This window comes from Psychrobacter aestuarii, assembly GCF_904846035.1.
In the GTDB taxonomy this organism is placed as follows: Bacteria; Pseudomonadota; Gammaproteobacteria; order Pseudomonadales; family Moraxellaceae; genus Psychrobacter; species Psychrobacter aestuarii.
Window position 1 is genome coordinate 1,875,829 of record NZ_CAJGYT010000001.1, and the last position, 25,821, is coordinate 1,901,649.

The window sequence follows — 25,821 nt, forward strand, 5'->3', positions numbered from 1 at the left end:
GCCACATTATACCTTGAAGCAAAACGGTAGGTCACATAAAAAGTGTAATTTCTCTACTATAGTTGTTTTAAATACTTGAAAGTGTCTTTTAAGTAACGTATTGTATTCAATTATTACAAATTCCCATCAAAGCGTATGCGCCACAATAAGGTATAAACTTGTGAGGCTATTTTCTTCTAAAGGTCGGCACTTGATTGGGGTAGACATCTGTGCGACTTCCGTCAAGCTTGTGAATATACAGCGTCAGCAAGGTATATTTCATCTAAAATCTTATGCTATAGAGCGACTGCTGCCAGGGGCGGTGGTTGATAAATTGATTGTGGACACAGAACTGGTTGGGGAAGCCATTAGTCGCGCAGCAAAACGCTGCCAACTGGCAGGTAGCGATGCGGCAACCGCGGTATCAGGCTCCGCAGTCATTACCAAAATCATTGATATGGACATGCTGCTAAACGATATTGAGCGAGAGTCGCAGATTCGTTTGGATGCCGACCAATACATTCCTTATCCTTTAGAAGAAGTGAATTTGGACTTTGAAGTCATTGGGCCTTCGCTGGTCGATGACAGCATGGTACAAGTGCTTTTGGCCGCCTCGCGTTCAGAAAACGTTGATCAACGAGTGGACTCTCTAGCCTTTGGTGGTTTGAACACTAAGATTGTGGATATCGAATCGCATGCCATTGAGCGTGCGTTTAACGTCATGGTGGACGGTTTGCCGGGTGCCCCGCAGCTGATTGCGCTTGTGGACGTTGGTCATCATCAGACCACATTATATATTGTCAAAGACGGCGAATTTGTATATAGTCGCGAGCAATTGTTTGGCGGAGCGCAGTTGACAGAAGCGATTCAAAACCGCTATGGGTTGTCTTTTGAAGAAGCGACCATCAGTAAACGTGAGCGCAGCCTACCTGACGACTACTATTATGAAATTCTAACGCCCTTTATGGAAAGCGCTATTCAGCAAATCACCCGCTCATTGCAATTTTATTTTTCTTCAAGTCCGTTTAGTAGTATCGATCATTTGGTACTGTCAGGTGGCAGTAGTGCCATACCTGGTCTGCCAGGCATGGTGCAACAAAAGCTTGGTGTCCCGGTCACAATCGCCAATCCTTTTGTCAATATGAGTGTGGATCCGTATTTGGATAATGAGCAATTGATGAATGATGCGCCAGGTCTAATGGCCGCTTGTGGTTTGGCACTAAGGAGCTTTGACTGATGGCGCATATTAACCTACTGCCTTGGCGACAAGCAGAACGCGAAAGACGCAATAAAGAATTTGCCGCTTTGATAGCAGCAGTGACCTTGTCGGCTTTATTGGCAGCATTTGGTATATGGAGTTATTTTAACAATGAGCTGCAAGAGCAAAATGATGCCAATGCGTTGATTGAGCAAGAAAACGCTCGTCTTGATGTGGCCTTAAAAGAAATTGACAGCTTACAACAACGCCGCGACGATATTGTCTCGCGCATGCAAGTGATTCAAGACCTACAAGGACGCCGTCCAGTACCTGTACATTTATGGGATGATATTGCCAAAGCCATTCCGCCGGCGATGTACATGACCAACCTTAAACGCGAGGGCGATTTGATTACGCTCACAGGTCAAGCGGACAATCCCAATGTGGTCTCCAGTCTGATTCGCAATTTGGACAGCAGCGAATGGATGGGCAACTCTGCTGTAAACAACATTCAGCAAGATATCAGTGCGTATCAAGCCGCGCCCACACTACCGCAGCCGACTGCTGAAGGTGAAACACCGCGCCCAATATATCCTGAAGACAGCTATGTTCAGTTTGTGGTCACCACGCAAGTGGCAACCACAAGCAAACTGCCAGAAGATGCTGGTACTGATGCGGTAGCCGCAGGAGGGACACCATGAAGCTGCCTCGCAAAAAAATATTGCTAAAGAAGAAAAAAGCAGCTGCCGTAGACAAAAAGCCGTTTGATTTTAATGAGTTTCGGCGCAGCTTTGAGTCGCTGGATAGTGAAAACTATGGCAGCTGGCCGGTTCATGTCAAAATCACAATCTTAGTATTTATTGTGGGATTGATTGCCGCATTGGCATGGGCGCTGCCCATCAGCAGCAAGCTCGATGAAATTGAGGCAGCAGAAGCGCAGCAGCAAACCCTTCTTGAAAGCTACCGCGAAAAAGAATCGCGCGCAAGACACTTGCAAGCGTATACAGCGCAAGTGCAGCAAATGGAAACCGAGTTTAATACCCTGCTTGATCAACTGCCAAAAGACACGCGCGTGTCTGAATTGGTAGAAGGCATCAATATGACGGGTGTTGGCAGTAATATTCGTTTTCAAGACATCTCAGTGGAGCCTGAAATCGAGCAAGAATTTTTTATCGAACAACCGATTCGTATTGCAGCGCTGGGCGATTATCATCAGTTTGGTAACTTTGTCAGTGGTTTGGCCGCGTTGCCACGTATTATCACCATGCATGACTTTGAGGTATCAAACCCTCAGCCAACACTAGATACGGTGCCTGAGCTGACGTTGGTGCTACAGACCAAGACGTATCGCTCAAAAGAGATTACAGAGGACGCACCAGCAGAAGGGGCAGCGCCAGATGCTGCGGCAGCGCCTGAGACGGCGGGAGGCAACTGATGTTAAAGCAATTACCAATGTGCCTGATGCTCAGTGTCACAAGCCTTTGGCTCACAGGGTGTACCGACCGTATCGGCATGGCGGAGCAGGCAATGAGCGAGATTCGTAATTCGCCCGCGCAGCCGATTGAGCCACCACCCAAAGCAGAGCTGGTCGAGGATTTTGTTTATAGTGCCAGCGGCTTTCGCAGCCCGTTTTTGCCGCCAAGCTTGGTGAATTTACAATCCTCTTCGACAGCAACCGATGGGGTGCGCCCAGACATTACGCGTCAAAAGCAGCCACTTGAGCAGTATGAACTGTCGCAGCTGATTTTCCGTGGTATGGTGATATCGCCTGAAGGTCAGCAGTACGCATTAATACAACGCCCTGATGGCTCTGTGGCGAACGTCACTGTGGGTGATTATATTGGACTCAATGATGGTCGTATTGTTGAAATCACACCGACCCAAATTAATTTGATTGAAATTGTGCCCGACAGCCGAGCCGGATTTGTAGAAAGACCGCAATCTTTGGTCTCTCCTATCAGCTAACGTGGCATCTTTTTTGAGGAACGAACAATGACAGTACGCCATAAGAAGGTCATGATGAGTAATCCAATCGCATCTCGCTTTGCCATTTCCGCACTCAGCGTCAGCTTGATTGCAATCAGCAGCAGTGCGCATGCCGAAGAGCGTATCAACAACATCTCTGTGGTGCAAACCGCGCCTGCAGTCACGCAAATGCGCCTTGGGTTTACAGGCACGCCTGTGCTGCCAAAAGCGTATCAGCTCAGTAACCCAAGCCGTTTGGTACTGGATTTTGAAAAGGTACAAAATGGTCTGGTCAGCCGCTTTACCGATTATAATATCGGGATGGTCAAAGACGTCACCACGCTCAATAGCGACAATACCACGCGTCTGATTGTCAATCTGAACCAAGACGGTCAGTACACGACCGCCATCGATGGCAATGAGCTGCTATTGACCATGACCAATCCTAGCGGCGCGACCAGCGTGGTGAGACCGACAGCCGTAACCACAACCACGGTCGTGCCTGCGACCACGGTGATTCCTGCGGCGGCAGCGGTGATTCCTAATGATAAAATCATTAATAACACCACACCTAATAACACCACTGCCTCGGGTGCATCTACCGCACTGGCTACCAGCGTGCAGGTGACGCCGACGGTGCCTGCCAACAGCGACACCATGGTGGTGCGCGTCAACCCCTTGTTAGACCCCGCACTCGCTGCCGCACAAGTCAGCCGTCAGTACAGCTACGATGGTCTGTCAGCACTTAATTTTGCTGAAGGCGGCAATGGCGGTGGCAACGTCAGCATTGCGCTGGCCAATGAAGCCATTCCTGTGGATGTGCAGCGTCAAGGCAATAAACTGGTCGTACGCCTAACAGGCAGTACCGTACCGCGCAATTTGCTACGCCGTCTTAACATAAATAACGGTCTGGTCGACAGCATCGATACCAAAAACCAAGGACAGACGGGCGTCATCACCATCAATATGGTCGGTGATTACGAGTACCAAGCGTATCAATCCGGCAATCAGCTAAACATCAGCATCATGCAGCCAAAATTACTGCGCGAGCCGACGATTGAAGAGAAGGTCTATACGGGCGAAGCGCTCTCTATGGAGTTCCAAGACGTTGAGATTCGTAGCGTGCTAGACATCTTAGCGCAGTTTACGGATATGAACATTGTCGCCAGTGATTCAGTCAGTGGTAACATCACGCTGCGCCTGATTAACGTGCCTTGGGACCAAGCGCTTGATATCATTTTAAAGAGTAAAAATCTTGATAAGCGCGAAAATGGCAATGTGATTTTGGTCGCACCGGCAACCGAGCTTGCCGCTCAAGAAGCGCAGGAGCTAGAAGCACAGCAAGCGGTCAAATCATTTGCGCCTTTGCGTACAGAATACATTCGCCTAAGCTACGCCAAAGCCTCAGTCGTTGAAGAATTGATTTCGCAAGGCAGCGGCGCTCGTAGCACAGGTAACAATAACAATATCGATGCCAACACCACGCTACTGTCAGATCGCGGCACAGTGACTGTTGATGAGCGTACCAATACGCTCATTATTAAAGACGTGGCCGACAGCATCCAAAATATCCGCGAGCTGATTGCAAAAATTGACATCCCTGTACGTCAGGTGATGATTGAAGCGCGTATTGTCAGTGCTTCTGAAAACTTCAGTAAAGAGATTGGCGTTAGCTGGGGTATTTTATCCGACGGTGCGGCAACTAACCGCAGCCTGCTCGTTGGTGGCAGTCAGCAGACCTTGGCGGATCTCAAGGACTTTAGTGTTGAGACCACGACCATTAATGGTCAGCAAGTATCTTATCCTTCTTACGACATCAGCAGACCTGATAACCTAAACGTCGATTTGGGTGTGTCAAACCCCGCAGGTCAGATTGCCTTTGGTTTGCTCAACCTATCAGGCGTGACCCTTGATTTAGAACTGTCCGCCCTGCAAGCGGACAACCGCGGTGAAGTGATTTCAACGCCGAAAATCTTAACCGCTGATAAGCAAACGGCAAAGGTGTCTTCAGGTACGCAGATTCCATACCAAGAAGCCTCCGCAAGTGGTGCTACCACTACCAGCTTTAAAGAAGCGGCGCTGAGCTTAGAAGCTACGCCAAACATCACCCCAGATGGTAAAATCGGTCTTCAGCTCAATATTGCCAATGGCACGCCAACCATTATTAATGGTGACATTGCTATCAGCCAAGATGCCATCTCGACCAATGTGATTGTTGAGGATGGACAAACGGTCGTCTTAGGCGGGGTATTTAAAAACACAATCTCTAATGGGGTAGAGAAAGTACCGTTCCTAGGCGATTTACCGTATATCGGTCGCGCATTCCGTAAGGATGTGCGCAGCAATGATAAACAAGAACTGCTGATTTTTGTGACACCAAAACTGATTAACGATGGGGTCAGCTATTTGCAGTAAAGCAGACCGTATCTTTGACGGGCGTGGCGACTTTACGATCACGCTATGATGCTAAAGAGAGCCAACCTGATAGGTTGGCTCTTTTTTTTATGATGATGGACAAACTTATAGAGCCATAAACAAAGATTTGCCACAATAAACAAACTCGGTTACTAGCCAGAATATCGGCGACGTTGTATGATAGTTGATTTATCTGAGTGAGTGTTATGTTGGAGGAAGTGCCGTCGATATTTTTGGTCGGGCCGATGGGTGCAGGGAAAACCACGGTCGGTCGACTGCTGGCCAAACAACTGTCACGCGAATTTGTAGACAGTGACTGGTATATCGAGATGCAAACAGGCGCGGATATCCCATGGATATTTGCCAAAGAGGGTGAAGCGGGCTTTCGAGCGCGGGAAACACGGGCGATTGATGAGCTGACGCAGCGCCCCAATATCGTCTTGGCTACAGGTGGTGGCGCAGTGATGGCAGAAGAAAACCGTCGCTATTTGCACGAGCGCGGCATCGTAGTATATTTAAATGCTCCCGTAGACATTCAGCTGATACGTACTGCCAAAGACAAGTCCAGACCCTTGCTACAACAGCCCAATCCCAAAAAAGTGCTGCAAGAGCTGTATCGTATCCGTGACCCCTTATATCAAGAGGTGGCGCATATTGTATTGCCAACAGGGCACACATACCCTCGGCATATGGTGCAGCAGCTGCTCACCCAGCTGCAAGTCTTATCAGCAGAAGCAAGCAAATACGAGTGATGACGGTCACGTTGATAAGTGGCAGCGCGTCAGTTTAGACTATTATTGATACACACGATAGGTAAGGAATACGGTATGGTTTCGTCTTTATTTAACGACACGCTTTTGGTCAACACCCAAAGTCACGATTACCCCATCATCATTACTCAAAACAGCGATATGGGCGCACAAATTGCTCCTTATATTCGTGGTAAGCAAGTGCTGATTGTCACCAATGATACCGTCGCGCCGTTATACCTTGAGCCGCTACAGACCACCCTCAGTCATGATTTTGACGTGGCGGTATGTGTCTTACCTGATGGTGAGCAATACAAAAACCAAGACAGCATCAACCAGATTTATGATGTGCTGATGACCCATCACTTTAACCGCGATGTGACTTTGGTCGCTTTGGGCGGCGGTGTGGTTGGCGACATGACTGGCTTTGCGGCCGCCAGCTTTATGCGCGGGGTGGATTTTATTCAGATTCCAACCACGCTATTGTCGCAAGTGGACTCAAGTGTGGGCGGCAAAACGGGTATCAATCATCCAAAAGGCAAAAACATGATTGGCGCATTTTGGCAGCCACGTATGGTGCTTGCTGACATGAGTACCTTGACCACCTTGCCCGCGCGCGAGCTGTCTGCTGGCTTGGCAGAGGTCATTAAATATGCGCTGATTATGGACGCCGATTTTTTGACGTGGCTTGAAGAAAAGCTGCCTGCCATGATGGCGCTCGACTTGGCGGTGCTGGGCGAGGCGGTCAAGCGCTGCTGCAGCTATAAAGCAAAAGTGGTTGCCCAAGATGAGCGTGAAGCAGGGCAGCGCGCGTTATTAAACTTTGGGCATACCTTCGGTCATGTGATTGAGACTCATGAAGGCTACGGCAACTGGCTCCATGGCGAGGCAGTCGCGGCGGGCATGGTACAAGCCGCCGTACTGTCAGAAATGCTCGGCTGGCTCAATCAATCAGACGTCATACGTATCAAAAACGTACTGGCGCAGGCGAATCTGCCGACCACGCCGCCGCTGATTGCCACGGAGACTGCTCTTGGGCTGATGGGACACGACAAAAAAGTCAAACGCGGACAAATACGCCTGATTTTGTTAAAATCACTGGGTGAGGCAGTGTTGACCACCGAATTTGCCACCGAGCAGCTGCGGGATGTTTTGACCCCTGCCACTTGTTAAACGCGTTATGGGCGTATTGCGACCGCGACGCGGCTTGATAAGCACTGATACCTAACGCACCAGCGTTTTATAAAGGACATAGCATGGCTTTATTTTCTGCAACCAACTCGCCAAACCGCACGTCATATCGGCGGCAGGCGCTGATTTGGCTGATGACGACCTTGATTATGGGCGTTATTACGGCACTGGTATGGATGTTTAGCCAGACCCCTGCCATTGGGGCCAAAATCGAGAACGCACCCATCACCGCCCCGCAAGCACAAGACACGCTGACCGCCTTTGAGCAGCCATCTAGCATCAAGCCGCTGCATGAGCTGGACACCGATGTGCAACCGATTAACTTTGAAGAGACGGTACGCGACTTGCGCGACTATCCTGATGAGTTTAAAGACAAACGCTACCTGATTGCCAATAAAGGCAAGTGGACGGTGCAAGTGATGAACGTGGCTGAAAATGACGTCATCACCAACTATTTAGAAGGGCGTGACGACCGCAAAAAGTTTGCCTATTTTCGCTATCGAGACAGCAACAACCAGCCACGTTATATGCTGACCTACGGCATCATGAGCAGTCCTCAAGAGGCGGTCGGCGCAGCCAAGCTGATAGATTTTGATTTGCCGACGGGCGTGCGCGTGTTGCCAGAAGAAATCAATCGCTATCTGAGCATCATTGACAACTATGAGCGCCCTGAGCCGCTCAAGGACTTGAGTACCCACCGCGCGCGTACCGTACGTCTAAAGCCGACCAGACGTGAAGTCCCCGTGCGTCAGCCAAAACCTGCCCCTGTGGTCAGAAATGACAATAGTGCCGAGCGTGCGCCCGCACAAAGCATCCGTCAGTCGGCAGACACTGCTGACACGCTATCGGTCAATGAAGAGCGCACCGTAGCGAACGATGACAGCGCCAACACATCGAGCAATACCGCCACTGAAGCGCCCAAAAGTACACCTAAGAACAATGATGCCCCTGCCAATGACAAACCGCCTGCCGCTGAAAAGCCCAACAAAGGCAATAATGGCAATGGCAACAGCGGTAACAATGGTAACGGCAATGGGAACAATGGCAACGGCAAAAATAATGGCAATAACGGTAACGGCAACGGCAATAAAAACAACAGCGACAGTATGAAAGCCTTGATTGAGGACAAATCTAAATAAAGTTGCACCTGCTTAACCTCTGTTGTTACATCGCTTATATTTATCAAAAGCTTGGCGTCTATGGCGTCAAGCTTTTTTTATGGCAAAAATCATTTAATCCTGTGCTGTCATTGATAGGTCATTTATTTGCGTTTTAATACAGTTATAGGCATTTACGACAAAAGTTGCATGCCTAGGGTCGTAGTAGTAGAAATAAAAGTGATTTATAAGAATCTAAAAAAAGACGCTAAAAAAGATATAGTCCTTACGTATAATTATTGTAAAAAATAGACCCTATAAATGGTGACTATATCATTATCGATATAATGGTCAAATGTATACACATAAAAGATATGCATGAATTATATGTACTAAAATCTGTTATTATCGCTGAATATAGAGGGTTTTTTTAAAATTAATCTTGTATTTAGAATTTATATAGAACAATAGTTTACTTAAAAAAGTTCTGGCTTTTATGAAAACTATTTAATAAGATGACTGTAGACAATATTTTATTAGGTAATGACCCTTGGTCATAAGTGCATAGGATGGTGCTTGCTACTGCCTACAGTTGTCGTCACCCATGCTGACGGCATTTTAACTTAGGGACAAGTTGTCTACATGCATTCCTCTACGCCTTCGTATTTAAGGCAAGCCATTTGCCGATGACCGATAGGGTCAATATCTTTAGATACCAGCGCTTTAATTGTATTGTCTTGATTATAGTACCATCCATCGAACCTACGCTATAGCGCACGCCTTTTACCATTGCTGCCGCTGCAAAGTTTGCCTTTGACATCAGCGGTCACCAAGTCGCCCCCTGCATTTACCCATTATGTGGATGTGGTGGACGGGTAACGCCTTGCGCCAGTTATATTGTGTATTCGTTTTGCGGTGTCTTGTCGATGCATTATCGTCTGCCACTCGCCCCTAACATAAGGAAATGCCATGTCAATGATTTCGAACACCTCTTATCTTGCCTCGCCTGAGGATTTTTCGGACAACTGCGGTTTTGGATTGATTGCACACGTTGAGGGGGTTGCCAGTCATGACTTGGTCAAGACGGCGATTCATAGTTTAAGCTGTATGACGCACCGTGGTGGTGTGGCCGCTGATGGTCGCACTGGTGATGGCTGTGGTTTGCTGCTTGCGATGCCGACCACATTTTTTGCGGCGGTTGCGGCAGAATCCGGCTTTACGCTCAAAGAAAACTTTGCGGTAGGTATGGTGTTTGTGCATACCGATGCCGACAAAGCGAACCACAGCAAAGAGGTGCTCAATGACGCGCTTGCCGCAGAAGGGCTGAGTGTTGCAGGCTGGCGCGATGTGCCGCACGATTTGGATATCGTGGGCGAGATTGCCATGCAAAGTCTGCCAGGGTTTCAGCAGGTGTTTGTTAATGCCCCTGATGAGATGAGTAATGAAGAGGTCAATCGCAGACTGTTCGTCGCCCGTCGCCGTGCAGGGCTGCAACTGACCGATGACCCCTTGTTTTATGTGTGTTCGTTAAGCACACAGACCATCATCTATAAAGGGCTGGTCATGCCCTCAGATTTGCCAGCGTTCTTTTTGGATTTGCAAGATGAGCGCTTGGAGTCACACATTGTGGTTTTCCACCAGCGCTTTTCGACCAACACTTTGCCGCGTTGGCCACTGGCACAGCCGTTTCGCTATCTGGCGCACAATGGCGAGCTGAACACCATCACAGGTAACCGCAACTGGGCGCAAGCACGTACGCCAAAGCTAAAGTCTGCCAAACTGCCTGAGCTGCCTGAGCTGACCCCACTCGTTAACCTGACGGGTTCGGACTCTTCAAGCCTTGATAACATGCTTGAAGTACTGATGGCGGGCGGTATGAGCCTGTTCCATGCCATGTCTATTTTGGTGCCGCCTGCGTGGCAAAACGTGGACAATATGGACATGGATTTGCGCGCGTTTTATGAGTTTTACTCGCAGCACATGGAAGCGTGGGACGGCCCTGCAGGCTTGGTGATTCAAGATGGTCGCTATGCGGTGTGTATGCTCGATAGAAACGGTTTGCGTCCCTCGCGCTGGGTCACCACCAAAAATGGCTATATCACAGTCGCCTCAGAAGTGGGCGTGTGGGACTATGCGCCCACTGAAGTGCTGGCAAAAGGTCGCGTCGGCGCAGGGCAAATGCTGGTCATCGATACCCTAAACGGACAGATTCTGGACACTAAAGCGATTGGCATGCAGCTGAAAAAAGCGCACCCTTATCGCCGCTGGCTGCGTGAAGAGGCAGTGCGTATCCGTGACAATGAGCGCCTAGAAGAGCAAATCGCCGCTGATACCCAGCGCGGTGAGCCACTAAAAGCGCTGCAAAAAATGTTTAACATCACCAATGAAGAGCGCACCGACATCATCCGTCCAAACGCCGAAAACGCGCAAGAGCCCGTAGGCTCGATGGGTGATGACACACCTATGGCGGTATTGTCACAACAAATCCGTCACATGGGCGACTTTTTCCGTCAGCAGTTCGCGCAGGTGACCAACCCGCCGATTGACCCGCTGCGTGAGTCTATCGTGATGTCATTGCAGACCTGTCTTGGCGCGCAGACCAATATTTTCTCTCCTGTCGCCAAAGACGCCCACCGTCTGATTTTGTCTTCGCCGATTTTGTCTGCAAGTAAGATGCGTCAGCTTGAGCAGTTGGATGATGCAGCGTTCCGTCTGGCACGCATTGACTTGAACTACGACCCTGAGCTGTCACTGGATGTTGCCATCACGCAGATTTGTGAAAAGGTCAAAGACGCCATTTGCTCAGGCAACACCTTGATTGTCTTATCGGACAAAAACATCAGCGCCGACAAAGTGCCCGCCAACGCCATCATGGTTACAGGCGCGGTGCATCATTACCTTATTGAGCAGCAAATCCGTACCAATGCCAACCTGATTATTGAGACAGGTCTGGTACGCGATTCGCATCAAGCGGCGGTACTGATTGGCTTTGGTGCTACCTGTATTTATCCTTATTTGGCTTACGATGTGATTGAAGATTTGGTGGCCTCAGGTGAGCTGCTCGGCGACCCATTGCAAGCGCGTTTGAATTTCCGTAAGGGGCTCGATAAGGGACTGCTAAAAATCTTATCAAAAATGGGCATCTCGACCATCGTCTCTTACCGCGGCGCGCAGTTGTTTGAAGCGGTCGGTCTGTCTGAAGAAGTGGTCAATCAGTGCTTTAAAGGCGTGCAAAGCCGCATCAAAGGTGCGACTTTCGAAGACATCGCTGCTGACCAAGCGCAGCTCGCTGCCAATGCCTTTAAACGCCGCTTGCCCCTTGAAAAAGGCGGCTTGCTCAAATTTGTGTTCAATAAAGAATATCACGCCTTTAACCCTGACGTGATTAAAGCGCTACACACTGCGGTACGCACGGGCGATTATCAGGACTACCGTCAGTATGCCGATATCGTCAACCAGCGTCCTGTGGCGACCTTGCGTGACTTATTGGTACTAAAAACCGACAACAGCATTGATGTCAACGAAGTCGAAGACGCCGCAGACATTTTAGCGCGCTTTGACTCGGCAGGCATGTCGCTTGGTGCGTTATCGCCCGAAGCGCATGAGTCGATTGCGATGGCGATGAACAGTCTGGGCGGTCGCTCAAACTCAGGCGAGGGCGGAGAAGACCCTGTACGTTACGGCACGCTGCGCAACTCAAAAATCAAGCAGGTGGCATCAGGTCGTTTTGGGGTCACGCCCGCCTACTTACGCTCAGCGGAAGTGATGCAGATTAAAATTGCGCAAGGGGCAAAACCTGGTGAAGGCGGTCAGCTGCCAGGCGGCAAAGTTAATGCCTTGATTGCCCGTTTACGTTATTCCGTACCTGGGGTGACATTGATTTCACCACCGCCGCATCACGATATTTATTCTATCGAAGATTTGGCGCAGCTGATTTTTGATTTAAAACAAGTCAATCCAAACGCGCTGGTCTCAGTCAAGCTGGTATCGCGTCCAGGGGTCGGCACGATTGCCACAGGCGTGGCGAAAGCGTATGCCGATTTGATTACCATCTCAGGCTATGACGGCGGAACGGCGGCCTCACCCTTGTCGTCTATCCATCACGCAGGCTCGCCATGGGAGCTGGGGCTTGCTGAGGCGCATCAGTCATTGCGCGTCAATGGACTGCGTGACAAAGTGCGCGTCCAGACCGATGGCGGACTCAAAACAGGTCTTGATGTGGTCAAAGCGGCGATTTTGGGTGCAGAAAGCTTTGGCTTTGGTACCACGCCCATGATTGCGGTGGGCTGTAAATATTTGCGCATCTGCCACTTGAACAACTGCCCAACAGGGGTCGCCACCCAAAATGCTGAGCTGCGTGACGCGCATTACACGGGCGAAGTCGAGATGTTGATGAATTTCTTTAAATTCGTCGCCGAAGAGACGCGCGAATGGCTGGCACGATTGGGCGTGCGCCGTATGGAAGATTTGGTTGGGCGTACCGATTTGCTTGAAGTATTGCCTGGCGATACCAGCAAGCAGCAGCATTTGGACTTGATGCCATTGCTCTACAGCCATCCTGCCAGTGAGGGTAAGCCGCAGACCTGTCAGCAAGCGCGCAACGAGCCGTTTGATAAAGGCTTGCTGGCTGAGCAAATGCTAAGCGATATGGCACCTGCGATTGAGCAAGGTACAGGCGGCGACTTTAGCTATTATATCGGCAACTGTGACCGCTCTATTGGCGCGCGTCTCTCAGGCGAGATTGCGCAAATCTGGGGCAACGTCGGTATGAGTGAGCACCCCATCCGTCTGCATCTGACGGGTACCGCAGGTCAAAGCCTTGGGGTGTGGAACGCAGGCGGACTACATATCGAGCTAGAAGGCGATGCCAACGACTATGTGGGCAAAGGCATGGCAGGCGGCGAGATTGTCATTTATCCTGCCAAAGACACCCAGTTCCAAGCGAGCACCAGTGCCATTATTGGCAACACCTGTCTGTATGGTGCCACAGGCGGCAAGTTGTTTGCCGCAGGGACGGCAGGCGAGCGTTTTGGCGTGCGTAACTCAGGCGCACAGGCGGTGGTCGAGGGCACAGGCGATCATTGCTGTGAATATATGACAGGCGGCATGATTACCGTACTTGGGCGTACTGGACTGAATTTTGGTGCGGGTATGACGGGCGGATTTGCCTACGTACTCGACATGGAAGGTGACTTTTTCGACCGTTGTAACCACGAGCTGATTGACTTGCACCGCATCTCAAGCGAGCAGACCGAGACCTATCGCATTCACTTAAAACAAGTGATTGAGGAGCATGTGGAAAAGACAAACAGCGTGTGGGGACGTACGTTATTGGCAGACTTTGAGCACTATGTGCGCAAGTTCTACTTGGTCAAACCCAAAGCCGCGAACATTGCCTCGCTGCTAAAAACCACGATGGCTGACCCCCAATAACCTTGCACACGGATTGAGATAATACAGAGGAATTTATAATGACCAAACGCTTACAAAACAGCTTTCAGTTCGTAGATGTACCGCGCCTTGAGCCACGCAAAAAAGACATCGTGACGCGCTCAACCGAGTTTGTAGAGATTTATCAGCCCTTAGAGCACGAGCCGATGGCCGCGCAAGCGCACCGCTGTCTGGATTGCGGCAACCCTTATTGCGAGTGGAAATGCCCTGTACACAACTACATTCCCAACTGGCTAAAACTCGCCACCGAAGGGCATATTTTTCAAGCCGCAGAGCTGTGCCATCAGACCAACAGTCTGCCTGAGGTCTGTGGCCGCGTCTGCCCACAAGACCGCCTGTGCGAAGGCTCATGTACCCTAAACGATGGCTTTGGTGCAGTGACCATTGGTAATGTCGAAAAATATATCAATGACACTGCTTTTGCCTTAGGCTGGCGTCCTGATATGTCTGAAGTGGTGATGACGGACAAAAAAGTCGCCATCATCGGTGCAGGACCTGCAGGTCTTGGCTGCGCGGACATTTTGGTGCGTAATGGCGTCACGCCCGTGGTCTTTGACAAGCGCCCTGAGATTGGCGGTTTGCTGACCTTTGGTATTCCTGAATTTAAGATGGAAAAGCACGTCATGAGCCAGCGCCGTGAGATTTTTGAATCCATGGGTGTCGAGTTCCGCTTAGGCGTCGAGATTGGTACAGACGTTGAGATGGAAGATCTGCTCGCTGACTATGACGCGGTGTTTATGGGCATGGGCACGTACAGCTATATGCGCGGCGGCTTTGACGGTGAGGAGCTGGACGGCGTGTATGACGCGCTTGATTTTTTGATTGCCAATGTTAACCGCTGCCACGGTTGGGAGCAGCAAAACGAGACCTACGTCGACCTAAAAGGTAAGCGCGTGGTGGTGTTGGGTGGTGGTGATACGGCTATGGACTGTAACCGTACCAGTATCCGTCAAGGCGCAGAAAAAGTGGTCTGTGCCTACCGCCGTGATCAAGAAAACATGCCAGGCTCACGCCGTGAAGTGGTCAATGCCATGGAAGAGGGCGTGGAGTTTTTGTTTAACCGCCAACCGATTGAAATCATCGGTCTAAACGGTCAAGTCAGCGCGGTCAAAGTGGTGACCACGCAGCTGGGCGAGCCTGATGACCAAGGTCGCCGCCGCCCTGAGCCGATTCATGGTTCAGAAGAGATTATCGATTGTGACGCGGTGATTATGGCATTTGGTTTCCGCCCAAGTCCCGCCGACTGGTTTGCCACGCATGAGATTGCGATGGATGGCTCAGGTCGCGTGCTGGCTGAAGAAAAACAAACCTACCGCTTCCAGACCAGTCATCCCAAAGTCTTTGCAGGCGGCGACATGGTGCGCGGCTCAGATTTGGTGGTCACTGCCATTTGGGAAGGACGTCAAGCGGCTGAAGGGATTTTGGATTTCTTAGACGTATAATTTTTCTTAGACTTTATAGAGCACTAGCCGCCTTTATCAAAAGATACAGGCGGCTATTTTTTTGGGACGCGCTTGGCAGGTGGACATACGCGCTGCGTCATGACGGCGATGACAGGTATAAGATAGGCGAGGGTAAAGAGATGGACAAATGGCTTGACAGTAGGGGGTAGACTGCCTACAGTGGCGGTATTTGGGCGGCGCTTTTGACGCTGCTGGTATTGTGGCAATGCCCTCTATAAGGAGCGTTACTTCGTGAAACGTTTGGCTGCCTTGCTCGTTGAGCCGCATGCACGCTATCAATATGCGAATGTGCTACACGGTATTCGTCTTGGCGTAGCGGTCATCTTGGCGCTACTTATGAACCTCATCACCCGCTTTCCACATGGTGAGTGGACGACAATTACCGTTTTTATCGTTTTGGGTTTGTTGCAATATCAAGGCGCGATTTATACCAAAGCCAAGGAGCGCGTACTGGGTACCGTCTTTGGTATCGCTGCAGGTCTATGTGTGCTCGGACTGGATTATGTGACAGGCTCATGGACGGTGGTGTATTACACCAGTATTGGTGTGGTCAGTGCGCTGATCGGCTATGCGGCGGTGAAGCAGCTGGGCTATATTGGGCTGCTGACAGGCATTACCATGATGATGATCATCTCAGGGGCAGAGCAAAATGCGCTCGGTGAGGATGGGGTGTACCGAGTCCTCAATGTGTTGATTGGAACGGGGGTATCGGTCGCAGCGACACTCATTTTGCCGCTAAAATCGACGCTGATGTGGCGTTTTTTATTGTCCAGTAACCTAGATGCGTGTGCAACGCTGTATGCTGGCGTTGGCAATCATGTCGAGCAAGGGGAGACTGAAATGCCAAAGCCGACCAACACACCGCGATTGATTAAATTACGTACCCGCTATAGCAGTGGTGAAGACGAAGCTCCTGTTGACCGCAGTCTGTCGCAAGCGCTGGCACGTATCAATAAGCGCTTATTGACAGTGCGCGGACATATCGCCGCCACAGCCAATGAAACCAAAATCAATAAGCAAACCTTAGAAGACATTCAGCGCACGCACCGCAATATCATTGGCACGATTGACTTGTTACTCCAAGCCTCACCGCGTCTTGCGCGCACGGGTATCGACGAGGACAATCATGTGCTGCTGCAGCATTACCAGAATGAGCTGACCCATGCCATGCGCCATGTGGCCGCGGTGCTACGCAGCCCAAGCGAGCAAGAGTTTCGTCCGATTACACGCATTTTGGTGGCAGATTATCCCAGTGTGGGACAATTAAGCTTTGAATGGCAAGGCTATTTTTGGCTCACGCAAACCTTGCAGCAGCAGCTGCAGACCTTGAGCGACTTGTTACAAGACAGCAAACCAAAATGGTACGCGGCCTCAGGCTTGCGTTATCAGCGCCGCGAGCAGCAGCGCATTCGCCGTGCAGGTGGCGAGTCGGATTTGGACTTATAGTCTATTGGTAGCAATATATAAAAAATAAGACGTATAAAAAAGCGGCGTTATTCATGGTGAATAACGCCGCTTTGTCGTTTAGCCTATCTGGTTTTGGCTTGCCGTCTTAGTTTTGGTTGGCTTTTAGCTTGTCCCAATATTGCTGGTAGACTTGCAAGGCATCGTCGCCGACATCTTCTTGGAATTCCGCCTTAGCGATGGTCGCCTTGTCTGGATAGATGGCGGGGTTGTTCTTCACGTTATCGGGCATCAGCTCGCGCGCGGCGGCGTTGGGCGAGGCGTAGCCAATCTCTTCGCTGACGATTTTGGCATTTTCAGGGCGCAAGATATAGTCAATAAACTGATGCGCGGCGTCAACGTGCTGGGCGCTTTTGGGAATGACAAAATTGTCCATCCACAAAATCGCGCCTTCGCTTGGGTATTTATATACCAAGTTGGTCAGCCCTTCGTCATTCGCCATCACCGCTTCGCCATTCCAAATCATACCGACATTGGTTTCGCCTTCGATATACGGCATGCGCGCCGCATCCGAGTTAAAGGTTTTGACATTGGGCATTAGGCGGGTCAGCTTGTCATACGCCGCTTTGATTTCTTCAGGGTTTTTACTGTTGCCCGAGTAGCCCAGCGTCGATAGTGCCATGCCAAACACTTCACGCATGTCATTGGTCAGCATGACTTGCCCTTTGTATTCAGGCTGCCACAAATCCGCCCAGCTGTTGACGCTTTTTGGGTCGACTGCATCGCCATTGATGGCAAGACCCGTGCTGCCCCACATATAGGGGATAGAGTATTTATTCTCAGGGTCGACCTTGGTATTGATAAACGAGGTGTCTAGGTTATTAAAGTTACTGAGCTTAGATTTATCAATTTCTTGGAGCATGCCTTCATTGGCCATTTTTTCGACATAGTAGGTCGAGGGAATGGCAAGGTCGTATTGGCTGGAGTCGTCCAGCAGTTTTAGCTTGGCATACATGGCTTCGTTAGAATCAAAGGTCACGTAGTTGACATGAATGCCTGTCTCCGCCTCAAAACCGTCCAAAATCTCTTGCGGCATATACTCCGACCAGTTGTATAGGTTCAGCGTCACGCCGCTGTCGGGGGCATCGGTAGCAGCATCGTCGCTGTTGCTACAGCCTGTCAGCACCAGCGCAATGGCGGTACATAAGGCAGCTTTTGGAAAAACACGGGCAAGGGCAGTCAATGAGGACAAAATAGCGCTCCTAAAATAAAAGATAAAATCAGTACCATGTCTTATTATGACGGTGATGCGCCGCAATTTAAAGGGCGGCGGCATCTTGCCTTATAGCCTTGGGGCATGAATGGTCGGTACCAAGTGGATTATGCAGGGACATGAACTGCCAGCTGCTCAATCACCGCTTGAATACCATGCTCTTCAATCGTACCTGTGACCAAGTCAGCACGCGCTTTGAGTGCTTCTTTGGCATCGCCCATCGCTACCGCAAAACCCACCAAATCAAACATCTCTAAGTCATTCATGCCATCGCCGAACGCCATGCAGTCTTTGGCATCGACGCCGTAATAAGCACACACATCAAGGATACCGCGCGCTTTGGACGCCTCAATCGGTAAAATATCCGCGCCGATGTAGTGCCAGTGCACCAGTTTTAGCCCGTATGCGGCAAAGTCGATGTCCTGCATCTGCTCATCGGAGTGATTAAAAAATACCGAGCATTGGTACACCGCATTGTTGTGATGGTGCTCAGGGTCGATGATGGAATAGATGTTTTTGTTATTGTATTCGCGTATCAGCTCATTGTCATTGACCCACGCCAGATGCGTTGCGGAGTCAAACTTATAGGTCACATTACTCGATTGGCAAAGACGCTGCATGTCCTCGATGTGTGCCTCGGTCAGCGGGTAGTCGCTGATGATGCCTTGATGGTCATAGCTGTATTGCCCATTCATGCAAATGATGGCATCCAATACTTCTGAATCGAGCAGCGCAATGATATCCTCGGGCAAAATGGCTTTTGAGCGCCCTGTAGATATCACCAGTTTGATGTCTGTTTTAGCAAGCGCTTGCAGCGTGGCTTTGTTGTGCTCGGCAATGATACCGCCACGGCTCAAGGTATCATCAATATCAAAAAATATGATTTTTGGGGTCGGCACAGAGGCGTTGCTGGCGGTGTGCTTGGGCGCGACGGGCGTAGAAGCGGCTGGCATGAGATTCCTTTTTATTATAAATGCTGATAATCGTAAACGTTAGGACTGAGCTATAGCATAGCAAGGCTGCGGCAAATTTGTTTATGGCTTTTGTGAGGGCGGGCGGGTTTTGTCACGGTTTTGTTGTGCCTATCGTCGGGTTGTACGCGCCCTACATGAATTGTTGAACACTAATCGTCATAATAAGGGCAAAGTCTCATACAGCGGCACTATTGATTTTTCCAGCTTTGCCGTCATATATGCTTCATAGTAAGCATCTACTGTTTAGTTTTATTAACAAAAACAGTAGACGCACAGCATAAAGGACAAAGCGATGACTGAACCGAACACCACAAAAACCACCGAAGCGCATGCTGGCGCACGTCTTGCGCCGCGCCATCCTGATACGCGGCTGGACAGCGACTGGCTGTTTTTGTATCAGCAGCTGCCGCCTGAAGAATGGCAAAGCGTTGATTATGGTTATAAGACTTCATTTTGGCTCAGTATTCATGCTGACATTCGCCACAGCCAGCAAACGCTGAACGACATCAGCGCCCTGTATCAGGCGGGCAAGCTGACGTGGGCAGACTACCGCAAGCACCTGTTGCCGCGCATGCGTCAATACATTCTCAAGCTACATCAGCACCACAGTATCGAAGACCAAGGGTACTTTCCGCAGTTTGTGCGTATGTATCCGCAGCTCAAGGCAGGTTTTGAGATATTGGACGCCGACCATGTACATTTGGATACGCTGCTCGCCGATTGGCAAGTATTGAACCAAAGCCTTGCCGTCAGTGAGACTGAAGATGAGGCATTGGCAGCCAAGCTGCACGCGATGATTGCTGAGGTTGGGTCGCTGATGTCGCAGCATTTAAGCGATGAAGAGGACTTGGTGATTCCGATTTTGGGATTGGGCTAGAGCTGTTATTGTTAGTAAAAACGTTGATGAGAGGGGATTTTTTGTGTCTGTACGGTATAAAAACGAACCTTTATAGAATAAAAATCTTAAAAGACTATTGATTATTTTTATAAGCAGATAGTATGCTACGAGAGGTTAGTTTTTATAAAAAGGATTTTTTTATGGACATCTATACAAGCTATCCTTCAAACACTTATAAGCGAAATGGTGAGCATATCCTTATCAGTCTGACGTATCTTGCAAAACATACTGATGAAAACACAGGTCTTGGTCTGATGCGCGAGCTTGAGCAGTGGCGCAGGTATCTCAACGAGATGGGTATCGTTTCAATCCTTGTGATTAATGACGGTTACTTTATCCAAAACTTTCAAGGCCCGCGACCTGAGGTCAATAAGGCGCTGTCTCGAATAGTAAGTGATTATCCACAAATCTCACCGCAAGTTGTGGAGGTAAAAGAGATTGACGAGTGCCAATGGAATGGCTATCTGATCAGACATCTCACGACCAGCGTAGAAGACGAAGAGCACACACTAAAATACTTTTCAGCAGGTCACGATTTTAATCCCTACATGATGAGTAATGCTCAGATTGACGGTTTTTTAAACGCCGTATTCAAAGATAAAAAATCTCAAGGCAGTGTGCGCTAGTTATCAGCGCTATGCTTTACTATAAAAAATCCAGACAGCGTCGGTTGTCTGGATTTTTTATAGGAGGGGATGACCAATTCGTCTGTTCTGCGATAGACTGTCCTGTATAATCCACTGTCTGATAAACTTCTGTTTTATGCTGTATGTATCGACGCTGCCAAGCACTTGCAAGCTGTAGCGCTTTTATATAGTTTCGCTGAAACTGTATAGTGTCGACATGTTCAGGGTAGTCCAGCTGTTTGATTAAATGGTTGCTATCCATTAGCGAAAACAGCTTGTCAAAATCTTCGGTACCTTCTGTTTTACGCTCATCAATACCTAACCAGAAATCTAAAATCGCTGCGTTTTTTTCCTCTATAGTGTTTGCTTGACACAGCTTATCTATATACATGAGCGTCTGAACCTGAAGTGCCTGTTCTAAACCTGGCAGTATAAAACCGAGCGCATTAATGACTTTTAGAAAATGTCGAAAAGGTTGTCCTTCAATATCGCCCATAGTCTCTGTAGGCATATCGTCTAAAAAATAAAGCATCGTGTCATCATAAACGTTCTGCATCAGCCATTTATTGATAACGTCTCTATAAAAAATGTAATGCTGCCGCTGCAAAGAATAATAATGCTCAACAATAAGTAAGACCAAGTTATCTAATATATAAATATCTTGGTCGCTAAGCTTATGTCGGCTGAGTGAATCACCCAGCCCATCACTATTGCTCACAACATCACTCCGCCACATCCAGGCTCGTCACGTTTTGAAAACCGCGCGGCAGCTGTCCGCCACGGTTGCCGCGATTGCCTTGATAGTTGGCGATGTCCATTGGCTTTAGGGTCACGTGGCGTTTGCCTGCGGTGACGACGAGGCTGTCATTCGGCTGTAGCGCGGTCATGGCGATAACCGCTTCGCCTGCTTTTAGTGCAATCATCTTGTTGCCTTTGCCGCGTGCTTGCTCAGGCAAGTCATCTAAATGAAACACCAACAGATAGCCTGCATTGGTCGCCACAGCGATACGCAAATCGTCCAAAGCTTCTGCGCCGTCCAGTGTCTCAGGCAGCATCAATGCAGGCAATAAAGTTGCATCTGCGCCGAGGGTTAGGATTTGTTTGCCTGCTTTTTGGTTGGTGTCCAGATTGCCGAGCTGATTGATAAAGCCATAACCGCTGCTGCTCGCGAGCACCAAGCGCGCGTTACTGTCGCCAGCTAAGAGCTGCTCAAAGCTTGCGCCTGATGGCGGCTTTAACACACTGGTCAGCGGGTCGCCCTGTCCGCGTGCTGAGGCGAGGGTGTGCGCGTCAACACTGTAGCTGCGCCCTTTATTGTCAAGGATGTAGATTTTTTCATTGGACTTGCCGCGTACTTGCGCCTGATAGCTATCGCCTGAGCGATAGCTCATCCCTGAGGCGTCGACCTCATGTCCTTTTGCCGCACGTATCCAGCCCGCTTTGGACAAGATGGCGGTAATTGGCTCACTTGGAATCAAGTCAGACTCTTTTAGCGCTTGCGCTTCGCCGCGCTCAACCAGTGGCGAGTTGCGGCTGTCGCCGTGCGTCTTCATGTCTTCGTTGAGCTCATCGATGATAAGCGCGGTCAAGCGTTCAGGGTCGTCAAGGCTCGCTTGTAGACCATCGCGCTCGGCTTGTAGCTCGTTTTGCTCTGACTTTAGCGCCATTTCCTCAAGCTTGGCCAGCTGACGCAAACGAATGTCCAAAATCGCCGCTGCTTGCGTGTCTGACAAGTTATAGCGGTTCATCAGTGCTTGCTTTGGTTCGTCTTCTTCACGAATGATGGCGATGACGTCATCAATGTTGAGATAGGCAATCAGCAAGCCCGCCAAAATGTGCAAGCGCTTATCAATTTTATCAAGGCGATGCTGGATGCGGCGCGTGACCACCGTGCGGCGGCTATCGAGCCATTCGCTGAGGATGTCTTTTAGGTTTTTGACTTGCGGCTTACCATTTAAGCCAATCATATTCAGATTGACGCGGTAATTGTGCTCAAGGTCAGTACTGGCAAACAAGTGCCCCATGACGCGCGCCACATCCACACGGCTAGAGCGCAGCTCTAAGACGATGCGGCAGGGGTTTTCGTGGTCGGACTCGTCGTGAATGTCCGTGACCCACGGCAGTTTTTTGTCCATCATCAGGCGGGCAATTTGCTCTTGGATTTTGCTGCCTGAGACTTGATAGGGCAGCGCATCGATGATGATGAGGTTCTTTTCTTTGGGGTCGATATAGTAGGTCGCGCGCATCTTATAGCTGCCGCGTCCTTTTTCATAGATGGCTTGCAAATCTTTTTTGGGCGTGATGATTTCTGCTTTGGTGGGCAAATCAGGCGCGGGCAAGGTTTGCGTGAGCTGCTTGACTGACAGTTCAGGGTTTTTAAGCAGGCGAATGGCAGCGCGCACCACCTCGCTTAAGTTATGCGGCGGAATGTCGGTCGCCATACCGACCGCGATACCTGTCGTGCCGTTTAATAAAATATTGGGTAGGCGCGCAGGCAGGGTGACAGGCTCTAGCATCGAGCCGTCAAAGTTGTCTTGCCAATCGACCGTGCCTTGCCCCAGCTCTGCGAGCAAAGTATTGGCGTAGGCGGACATTTTGGCTTCGGTATAGCGCATCGCGGCAAAGGATTTGGGGTCATCAGGGCTGCCCCAGTTGCCTTGACCTGTGATGAGCGGATAGCGGTAGCTGAACGGCTGCGCCATCAACACCATGGCTTCATAGCAAGCGGTATCGCCGTGCGGATGGTATTTACCCAGCACGTCACCGACGGTACGCGCCGACTTTTTGGGTTTGGCAGAGGCTTTGAGTCCAAGCTCGCTCATGGCGTAGATGATGCGCCGCTGTACAGGCTTTAGCCCATCGGCAATGTGCGGCAGCGCACGGTCCATAATGACGTACATCGCATAGTTCAGATACGCCTGCTCGGTAAACTCTGCAATGGAGCGTGTGTCCATCGCATCATCGGGCAGGGCGGGCGTGGTCGGGTCTAACACATCAGACATAACAGCATCACTTATTAGGTTATATGAATAATAAAAGCAGAAACGGGCACAGCAGGACCAGCGCGTCTGACGCTGGTTGGTGCGCGCTTGAATGAGAAGAAAAATATACCGCTATCGTAAAGCAATTTGGGCAAATTAAAAAGCCGCCTGCTTGGGCTAAACGTCAAGAACTGTCGCGCACAGCAAAACGAGCACTTCCCATACAGAACGACGTTGCCAGTCATTTGGCGGCAAGCTATAGAATAATTTGTTTATTTAATATACTTTTGTGCATTTATTATTGCTATATTATCGACATCACTCAAGCATTATAAGGACAGCCCTGCCATGACTCTGCGCCGTTCATCGTCACCCTCTACTCAGGCTTTATTGCCTTTCATGACCATCAGCGCGCTCGGCATGGCGCTGAGCAGCTGTAGCCAACTGCCAAGCGAGCAGGTCAGTAGCAGCACGCAGCCGACACCCATGCCAAGCGAGGTTGTATACGTGCCGCCAATGTCCGAAGCGGTATCTGCAGACAGCGCCTCCATTGTAAGCGCTCAGCCATCGCCCGCACCGAGCGCTATGCTAAGTGTAATACCTCTCTCAGGCGGCACGCCTACCGCGCCAATGTACACCAAGCAGCGCGCAGACATCATGCCAAGACCTATCAATGACGCCAACCGCGACAACTACCAAGACACCGAGGCGAACCCCATTCACCGCACCGAAGAGATGCCAGTTGCCACCTTATCTATCGACACCGATACGGGCAGCTATGCCAATGTGCGCCGCTATCTAAAAGAAGGTCATCTGCCGCCGACAGATGCGGTGCGTATTGAAGAGATGGTCAACTATTTTAATGCCGATTTTCGTCATGCCCAGCAGGTCAAAGGCGCGCCGTTTGTGGTCACCACAGCATTGACCGAATCGCCGTGGGACGCGACAGGACAGCGTAATCAGCTATTAAAAGTCGGCATCAAGGCAGTCGATAAAGTGAGCAGTGCGCAATCGAGTATGCCGCCTGCCAACTTGGTATTTTTGGTAGACGTGTCAGGCTCGATGGGCACGGACGACAAATTGCCATTGGCAAAATCCAGCTTGCGCCTACTGGCAAAGACCCTGCGCGCTGAGGACACGATTAGCATTGTCAGCTATTCAGGCTCGACCGAGGTAGTGTTGCCCGCAACCGCTGGTGATAAAACTGCCACCATCGAGCGCGCCATTGACCGTCTGAGCGCAGGCGGCAGTACCAACGGCGAAGACGCGCTTAAACTGGCTTATCAGCAAGCGGCAGCTTCTTTTAAAAATAAGGGCATCAACCGTATCTTGATGCTGACCGATGGCGACTTTAATGTCGGGGTCAGTGATGTGGACAGCATGATTGACATGGTCAAGATGCAGCGCGACCGTGGTATTTCGCTGTCGACCATCGGCTTTGGGCGCGGCAACTTAAACGACTACATGATGGAGCAAATCGCGGACAATGGGAATGGCAACTACAGCTATATCGACAGTCTGACCGAAGCCAAAAAAGTGCTCGGTGATGAGCGCGCCGCCACCTTTAATACCGTCGCGCACGATGTCAAAGTGCAGCTGGAGTTTAACCCGCGCTACGTGTCCGAATGGCGCTTAATCGGTTATGAAAATCGCGTTCTTGATGAGAGCGCATTTAACAACGACAAGGTAGATGCAGGCGAGCTGGGCGCGGGCAAGTCGGTGGTCGCACTCTTTGAGCTGACCCCGCGCGGCGAAAAAGGCATGTATCCTGCGCGCCGTTATGACGCCAAGCAAACCGTAAATGGCAACGCAAACGAGTTGGGCTTTTTGAAATTTCGCTATAAAGACAGTGCAAAAAGCAGCTCTAAGCTGATTAGCCTGCCACTCACCAACACCCGCGCTAGCTCCCTGAACAGTAGCGATGCCGATACGCGCTTTAGCGTGGCGGTCGCAGGCTTTGCCCAGCGTTTACAGGGCAGCCCGTATGTCCATGATTGGCGGTACCAAGACAGTGGTAGCTTGGCACAAGGTAGCTTGACGAGCTTGTCTGACCCCTACGGACTGCGCCGCGAGTTTGTGCAATTGACCGAGCTTGCCGATGCCTTGACACCGACAAACCATCAAAACGACGCGGATAAATAAGGCGGCGCGCAAAAA

18 protein-coding genes are annotated in these 25,821 nt (G+C 50.1%); 14 read left to right on the forward strand and 4 right to left on the reverse strand.

All coding sequences use genetic code 11. The annotated features are described in order from the left end of the window. Nucleotides 1-160: 160 nt before the first annotated feature. From JMW05_RS07955 to JMW05_RS08005, 11 genes are all read left to right on the forward strand, one after another. A complete protein-coding gene (locus JMW05_RS07955) occupies nucleotides 161-1,216 on the forward strand; it encodes a pilus assembly protein PilM (protein ID WP_201504768.1) in 1,056 nt (351 codons plus the stop codon). Continuing rightward, the gene (locus JMW05_RS07960; protein ID WP_201504769.1) at nucleotides 1,216-1,878 is read left to right on the forward strand and encodes a PilN domain-containing protein; all 663 of its coding nucleotides are present in this window, start codon (nucleotides 1,216-1,218) and stop codon (nucleotides 1,876-1,878) included. Before JMW05_RS07955 ends, JMW05_RS07960 begins: the two co-directional genes overlap by 1 nt. Then, nucleotides 1,875-2,612, forward strand: a complete 738-nt coding sequence (gene pilO / locus JMW05_RS07965) for a type IV pilus inner membrane component PilO (protein WP_201504770.1) — start codon at nucleotides 1,875-1,877, stop codon at nucleotides 2,610-2,612. Before JMW05_RS07960 ends, pilO begins: the two co-directional genes overlap by 4 nt. Then, nucleotides 2,612-3,142 carry a pilus assembly protein PilP gene (locus JMW05_RS07970; RefSeq protein WP_201504771.1) on the forward strand — a complete coding sequence of 177 codons (531 nt, stop codon included), beginning with the start codon at nucleotides 2,612-2,614 and terminating at the stop codon, nucleotides 3,140-3,142. Before pilO ends, JMW05_RS07970 begins: the two co-directional genes overlap by 1 nt. Before the next feature lie 27 nt (nucleotides 3,143-3,169). Then, on the forward strand, nucleotides 3,170-5,557 hold the full coding sequence (pilQ, locus tag JMW05_RS07975; protein ID WP_201504772.1) for a type IV pilus secretin PilQ: 2,388 nt from the start codon (nucleotides 3,170-3,172) through the stop codon (nucleotides 5,555-5,557). A gap of 206 nt (nucleotides 5,558-5,763) precedes the next feature. After that, nucleotides 5,764-6,309 (forward strand): shikimate kinase AroK, encoded by a 546-nt coding sequence (gene aroK, locus JMW05_RS07980; RefSeq protein ID WP_201504773.1) that lies wholly within the window; start codon nucleotides 5,764-5,766, stop codon nucleotides 6,307-6,309. Nucleotides 6,310-6,384: 75 nt separating this feature from the next. Next, the gene (aroB, locus tag JMW05_RS07985; RefSeq protein WP_201504774.1) at nucleotides 6,385-7,479 is read left to right on the forward strand and encodes a 3-dehydroquinate synthase; all 1,095 of its coding nucleotides are present in this window, start codon (nucleotides 6,385-6,387) and stop codon (nucleotides 7,477-7,479) included. A gap of 83 nt (nucleotides 7,480-7,562) precedes the next feature. Then, nucleotides 7,563-8,636 (forward strand): hypothetical protein, encoded by a 1,074-nt coding sequence (locus JMW05_RS07990; RefSeq protein WP_201504775.1) that lies wholly within the window; start codon nucleotides 7,563-7,565, stop codon nucleotides 8,634-8,636. A gap of 927 nt (nucleotides 8,637-9,563) precedes the next feature. Beyond that, nucleotides 9,564-14,027 (forward strand): glutamate synthase large subunit, encoded by a 4,464-nt coding sequence (gltB, locus tag JMW05_RS07995; RefSeq protein ID WP_201504776.1) that lies wholly within the window; start codon nucleotides 9,564-9,566, stop codon nucleotides 14,025-14,027. A gap of 38 nt (nucleotides 14,028-14,065) precedes the next feature. Then, nucleotides 14,066-15,487, forward strand: a complete 1,422-nt coding sequence (locus JMW05_RS08000; RefSeq protein ID WP_201504777.1) for an FAD-dependent oxidoreductase — start codon at nucleotides 14,066-14,068, stop codon at nucleotides 15,485-15,487. 252 nt (nucleotides 15,488-15,739) lie between these two features. Then, the gene (locus tag JMW05_RS08005; RefSeq protein WP_201504778.1) at nucleotides 15,740-16,954 is read left to right on the forward strand and encodes an FUSC family protein; all 1,215 of its coding nucleotides are present in this window, start codon (nucleotides 15,740-15,742) and stop codon (nucleotides 16,952-16,954) included. Nucleotides 16,955-17,060: 106 nt separating this feature from the next. Here the strand turns inward: JMW05_RS08005 and JMW05_RS08010 are convergent, their stop codons facing one another. Further along, entirely contained in the window at nucleotides 17,061-18,164 is a 1,104-nt protein-coding gene (locus JMW05_RS08010) for an extracellular solute-binding protein (RefSeq protein ID WP_227691481.1), read from the reverse strand. 128 nt (nucleotides 18,165-18,292) lie between these two features. Beyond that, on the reverse strand, nucleotides 18,293-19,138 hold the full coding sequence (locus JMW05_RS08015; RefSeq protein ID WP_201504780.1) for a Cof-type HAD-IIB family hydrolase: 846 nt from the start codon (nucleotides 19,136-19,138) through the stop codon (nucleotides 18,293-18,295). 313 nt (nucleotides 19,139-19,451) lie between these two features. Between JMW05_RS08015 and JMW05_RS08020 the strand changes: the two genes are divergently transcribed. Continuing rightward, a complete protein-coding gene (locus tag JMW05_RS08020; RefSeq protein WP_201504781.1) occupies nucleotides 19,452-20,036 on the forward strand; it encodes a hemerythrin domain-containing protein in 585 nt (194 codons plus the stop codon). A gap of 161 nt (nucleotides 20,037-20,197) precedes the next feature. Next, nucleotides 20,198-20,683 (forward strand): BLUF domain-containing protein, encoded by a 486-nt coding sequence (locus tag JMW05_RS08025; RefSeq protein WP_201504782.1) that lies wholly within the window; start codon nucleotides 20,198-20,200, stop codon nucleotides 20,681-20,683. A gap of 19 nt (nucleotides 20,684-20,702) precedes the next feature. Here the strand turns inward: JMW05_RS08025 and JMW05_RS08030 are convergent, their stop codons facing one another. Both JMW05_RS08030 and parC read right to left on the reverse strand, forming a co-directional pair. Further along, the gene (locus JMW05_RS08030; RefSeq protein ID WP_201504783.1) at nucleotides 20,703-21,401 is read right to left on the reverse strand and encodes a hypothetical protein; all 699 of its coding nucleotides are present in this window, start codon (nucleotides 21,399-21,401) and stop codon (nucleotides 20,703-20,705) included. Nucleotides 21,402-21,405: 4 nt separating this feature from the next. Next, nucleotides 21,406-23,685 carry a DNA topoisomerase IV subunit A gene (gene parC / locus JMW05_RS08035; protein ID WP_201504784.1) on the reverse strand — a complete coding sequence of 760 codons (2,280 nt, stop codon included), beginning with the start codon at nucleotides 23,683-23,685 and terminating at the stop codon, nucleotides 21,406-21,408. A gap of 327 nt (nucleotides 23,686-24,012) precedes the next feature. Here parC and JMW05_RS08040 point away from each other — a divergent pair, with 327 nt between their 5' ends. Further along, nucleotides 24,013-25,806 carry a vWA domain-containing protein gene (locus JMW05_RS08040; RefSeq protein ID WP_227691482.1) on the forward strand — a complete coding sequence of 598 codons (1,794 nt, stop codon included), beginning with the start codon at nucleotides 24,013-24,015 and terminating at the stop codon, nucleotides 25,804-25,806. The last annotated feature ends 15 nt before the right edge of the window (nucleotides 25,807-25,821 follow it).

Excerpts from the sequence above, each read along its gene's own strand:
- JMW05_RS07970 (WP_201504771.1), top strand. The coding sequence starts at position 2,612 with ATGTTAAAGCAATTACCAATGTGCCTGATGCTCAGTGTCACAAGCCTT.
- JMW05_RS08040 (WP_227691482.1), top strand. The coding sequence starts at position 24,013 with ATGACTCTGCGCCGTTCATCGTCACCCTCTACTCAGGCTTTATTGCCT.
- pilQ (WP_201504772.1), top strand. The coding sequence starts at position 3,170 with ATGACAGTACGCCATAAGAAGGTCATGATGAGTAATCCAATCGCATCT.
- JMW05_RS07990 (WP_201504775.1), top strand. The coding sequence starts at position 7,563 with ATGGCTTTATTTTCTGCAACCAACTCGCCAAACCGCACGTCATATCGG.
- JMW05_RS08020 (WP_201504781.1), top strand. The coding sequence starts at position 19,452 with ATGACTGAACCGAACACCACAAAAACCACCGAAGCGCATGCTGGCGCA.
- aroK (WP_201504773.1), top strand. The coding sequence starts at position 5,764 with ATGTTGGAGGAAGTGCCGTCGATATTTTTGGTCGGGCCGATGGGTGCA.
- aroB (WP_201504774.1), top strand. The coding sequence starts at position 6,385 with ATGGTTTCGTCTTTATTTAACGACACGCTTTTGGTCAACACCCAAAGT.
- gltB (WP_201504776.1), top strand. The coding sequence starts at position 9,564 with ATGTCAATGATTTCGAACACCTCTTATCTTGCCTCGCCTGAGGATTTT.
- JMW05_RS07960 (WP_201504769.1), top strand. The coding sequence starts at position 1,216 with ATGGCGCATATTAACCTACTGCCTTGGCGACAAGCAGAACGCGAAAGA.
- JMW05_RS08015 (WP_201504780.1), bottom strand. The coding sequence starts at position 19,138 with ATGCCAGCCGCTTCTACGCCCGTCGCGCCCAAGCACACCGCCAGCAAC.
- JMW05_RS08025 (WP_201504782.1), top strand. The coding sequence starts at position 20,198 with ATGGACATCTATACAAGCTATCCTTCAAACACTTATAAGCGAAATGGT.
- pilO (WP_201504770.1), top strand. The coding sequence starts at position 1,875 with ATGAAGCTGCCTCGCAAAAAAATATTGCTAAAGAAGAAAAAAGCAGCT.
- parC (WP_201504784.1), bottom strand. The coding sequence starts at position 23,685 with ATGTCTGATGTGTTAGACCCGACCACGCCCGCCCTGCCCGATGATGCG.
- JMW05_RS08000 (WP_201504777.1), top strand. The coding sequence starts at position 14,066 with ATGACCAAACGCTTACAAAACAGCTTTCAGTTCGTAGATGTACCGCGC.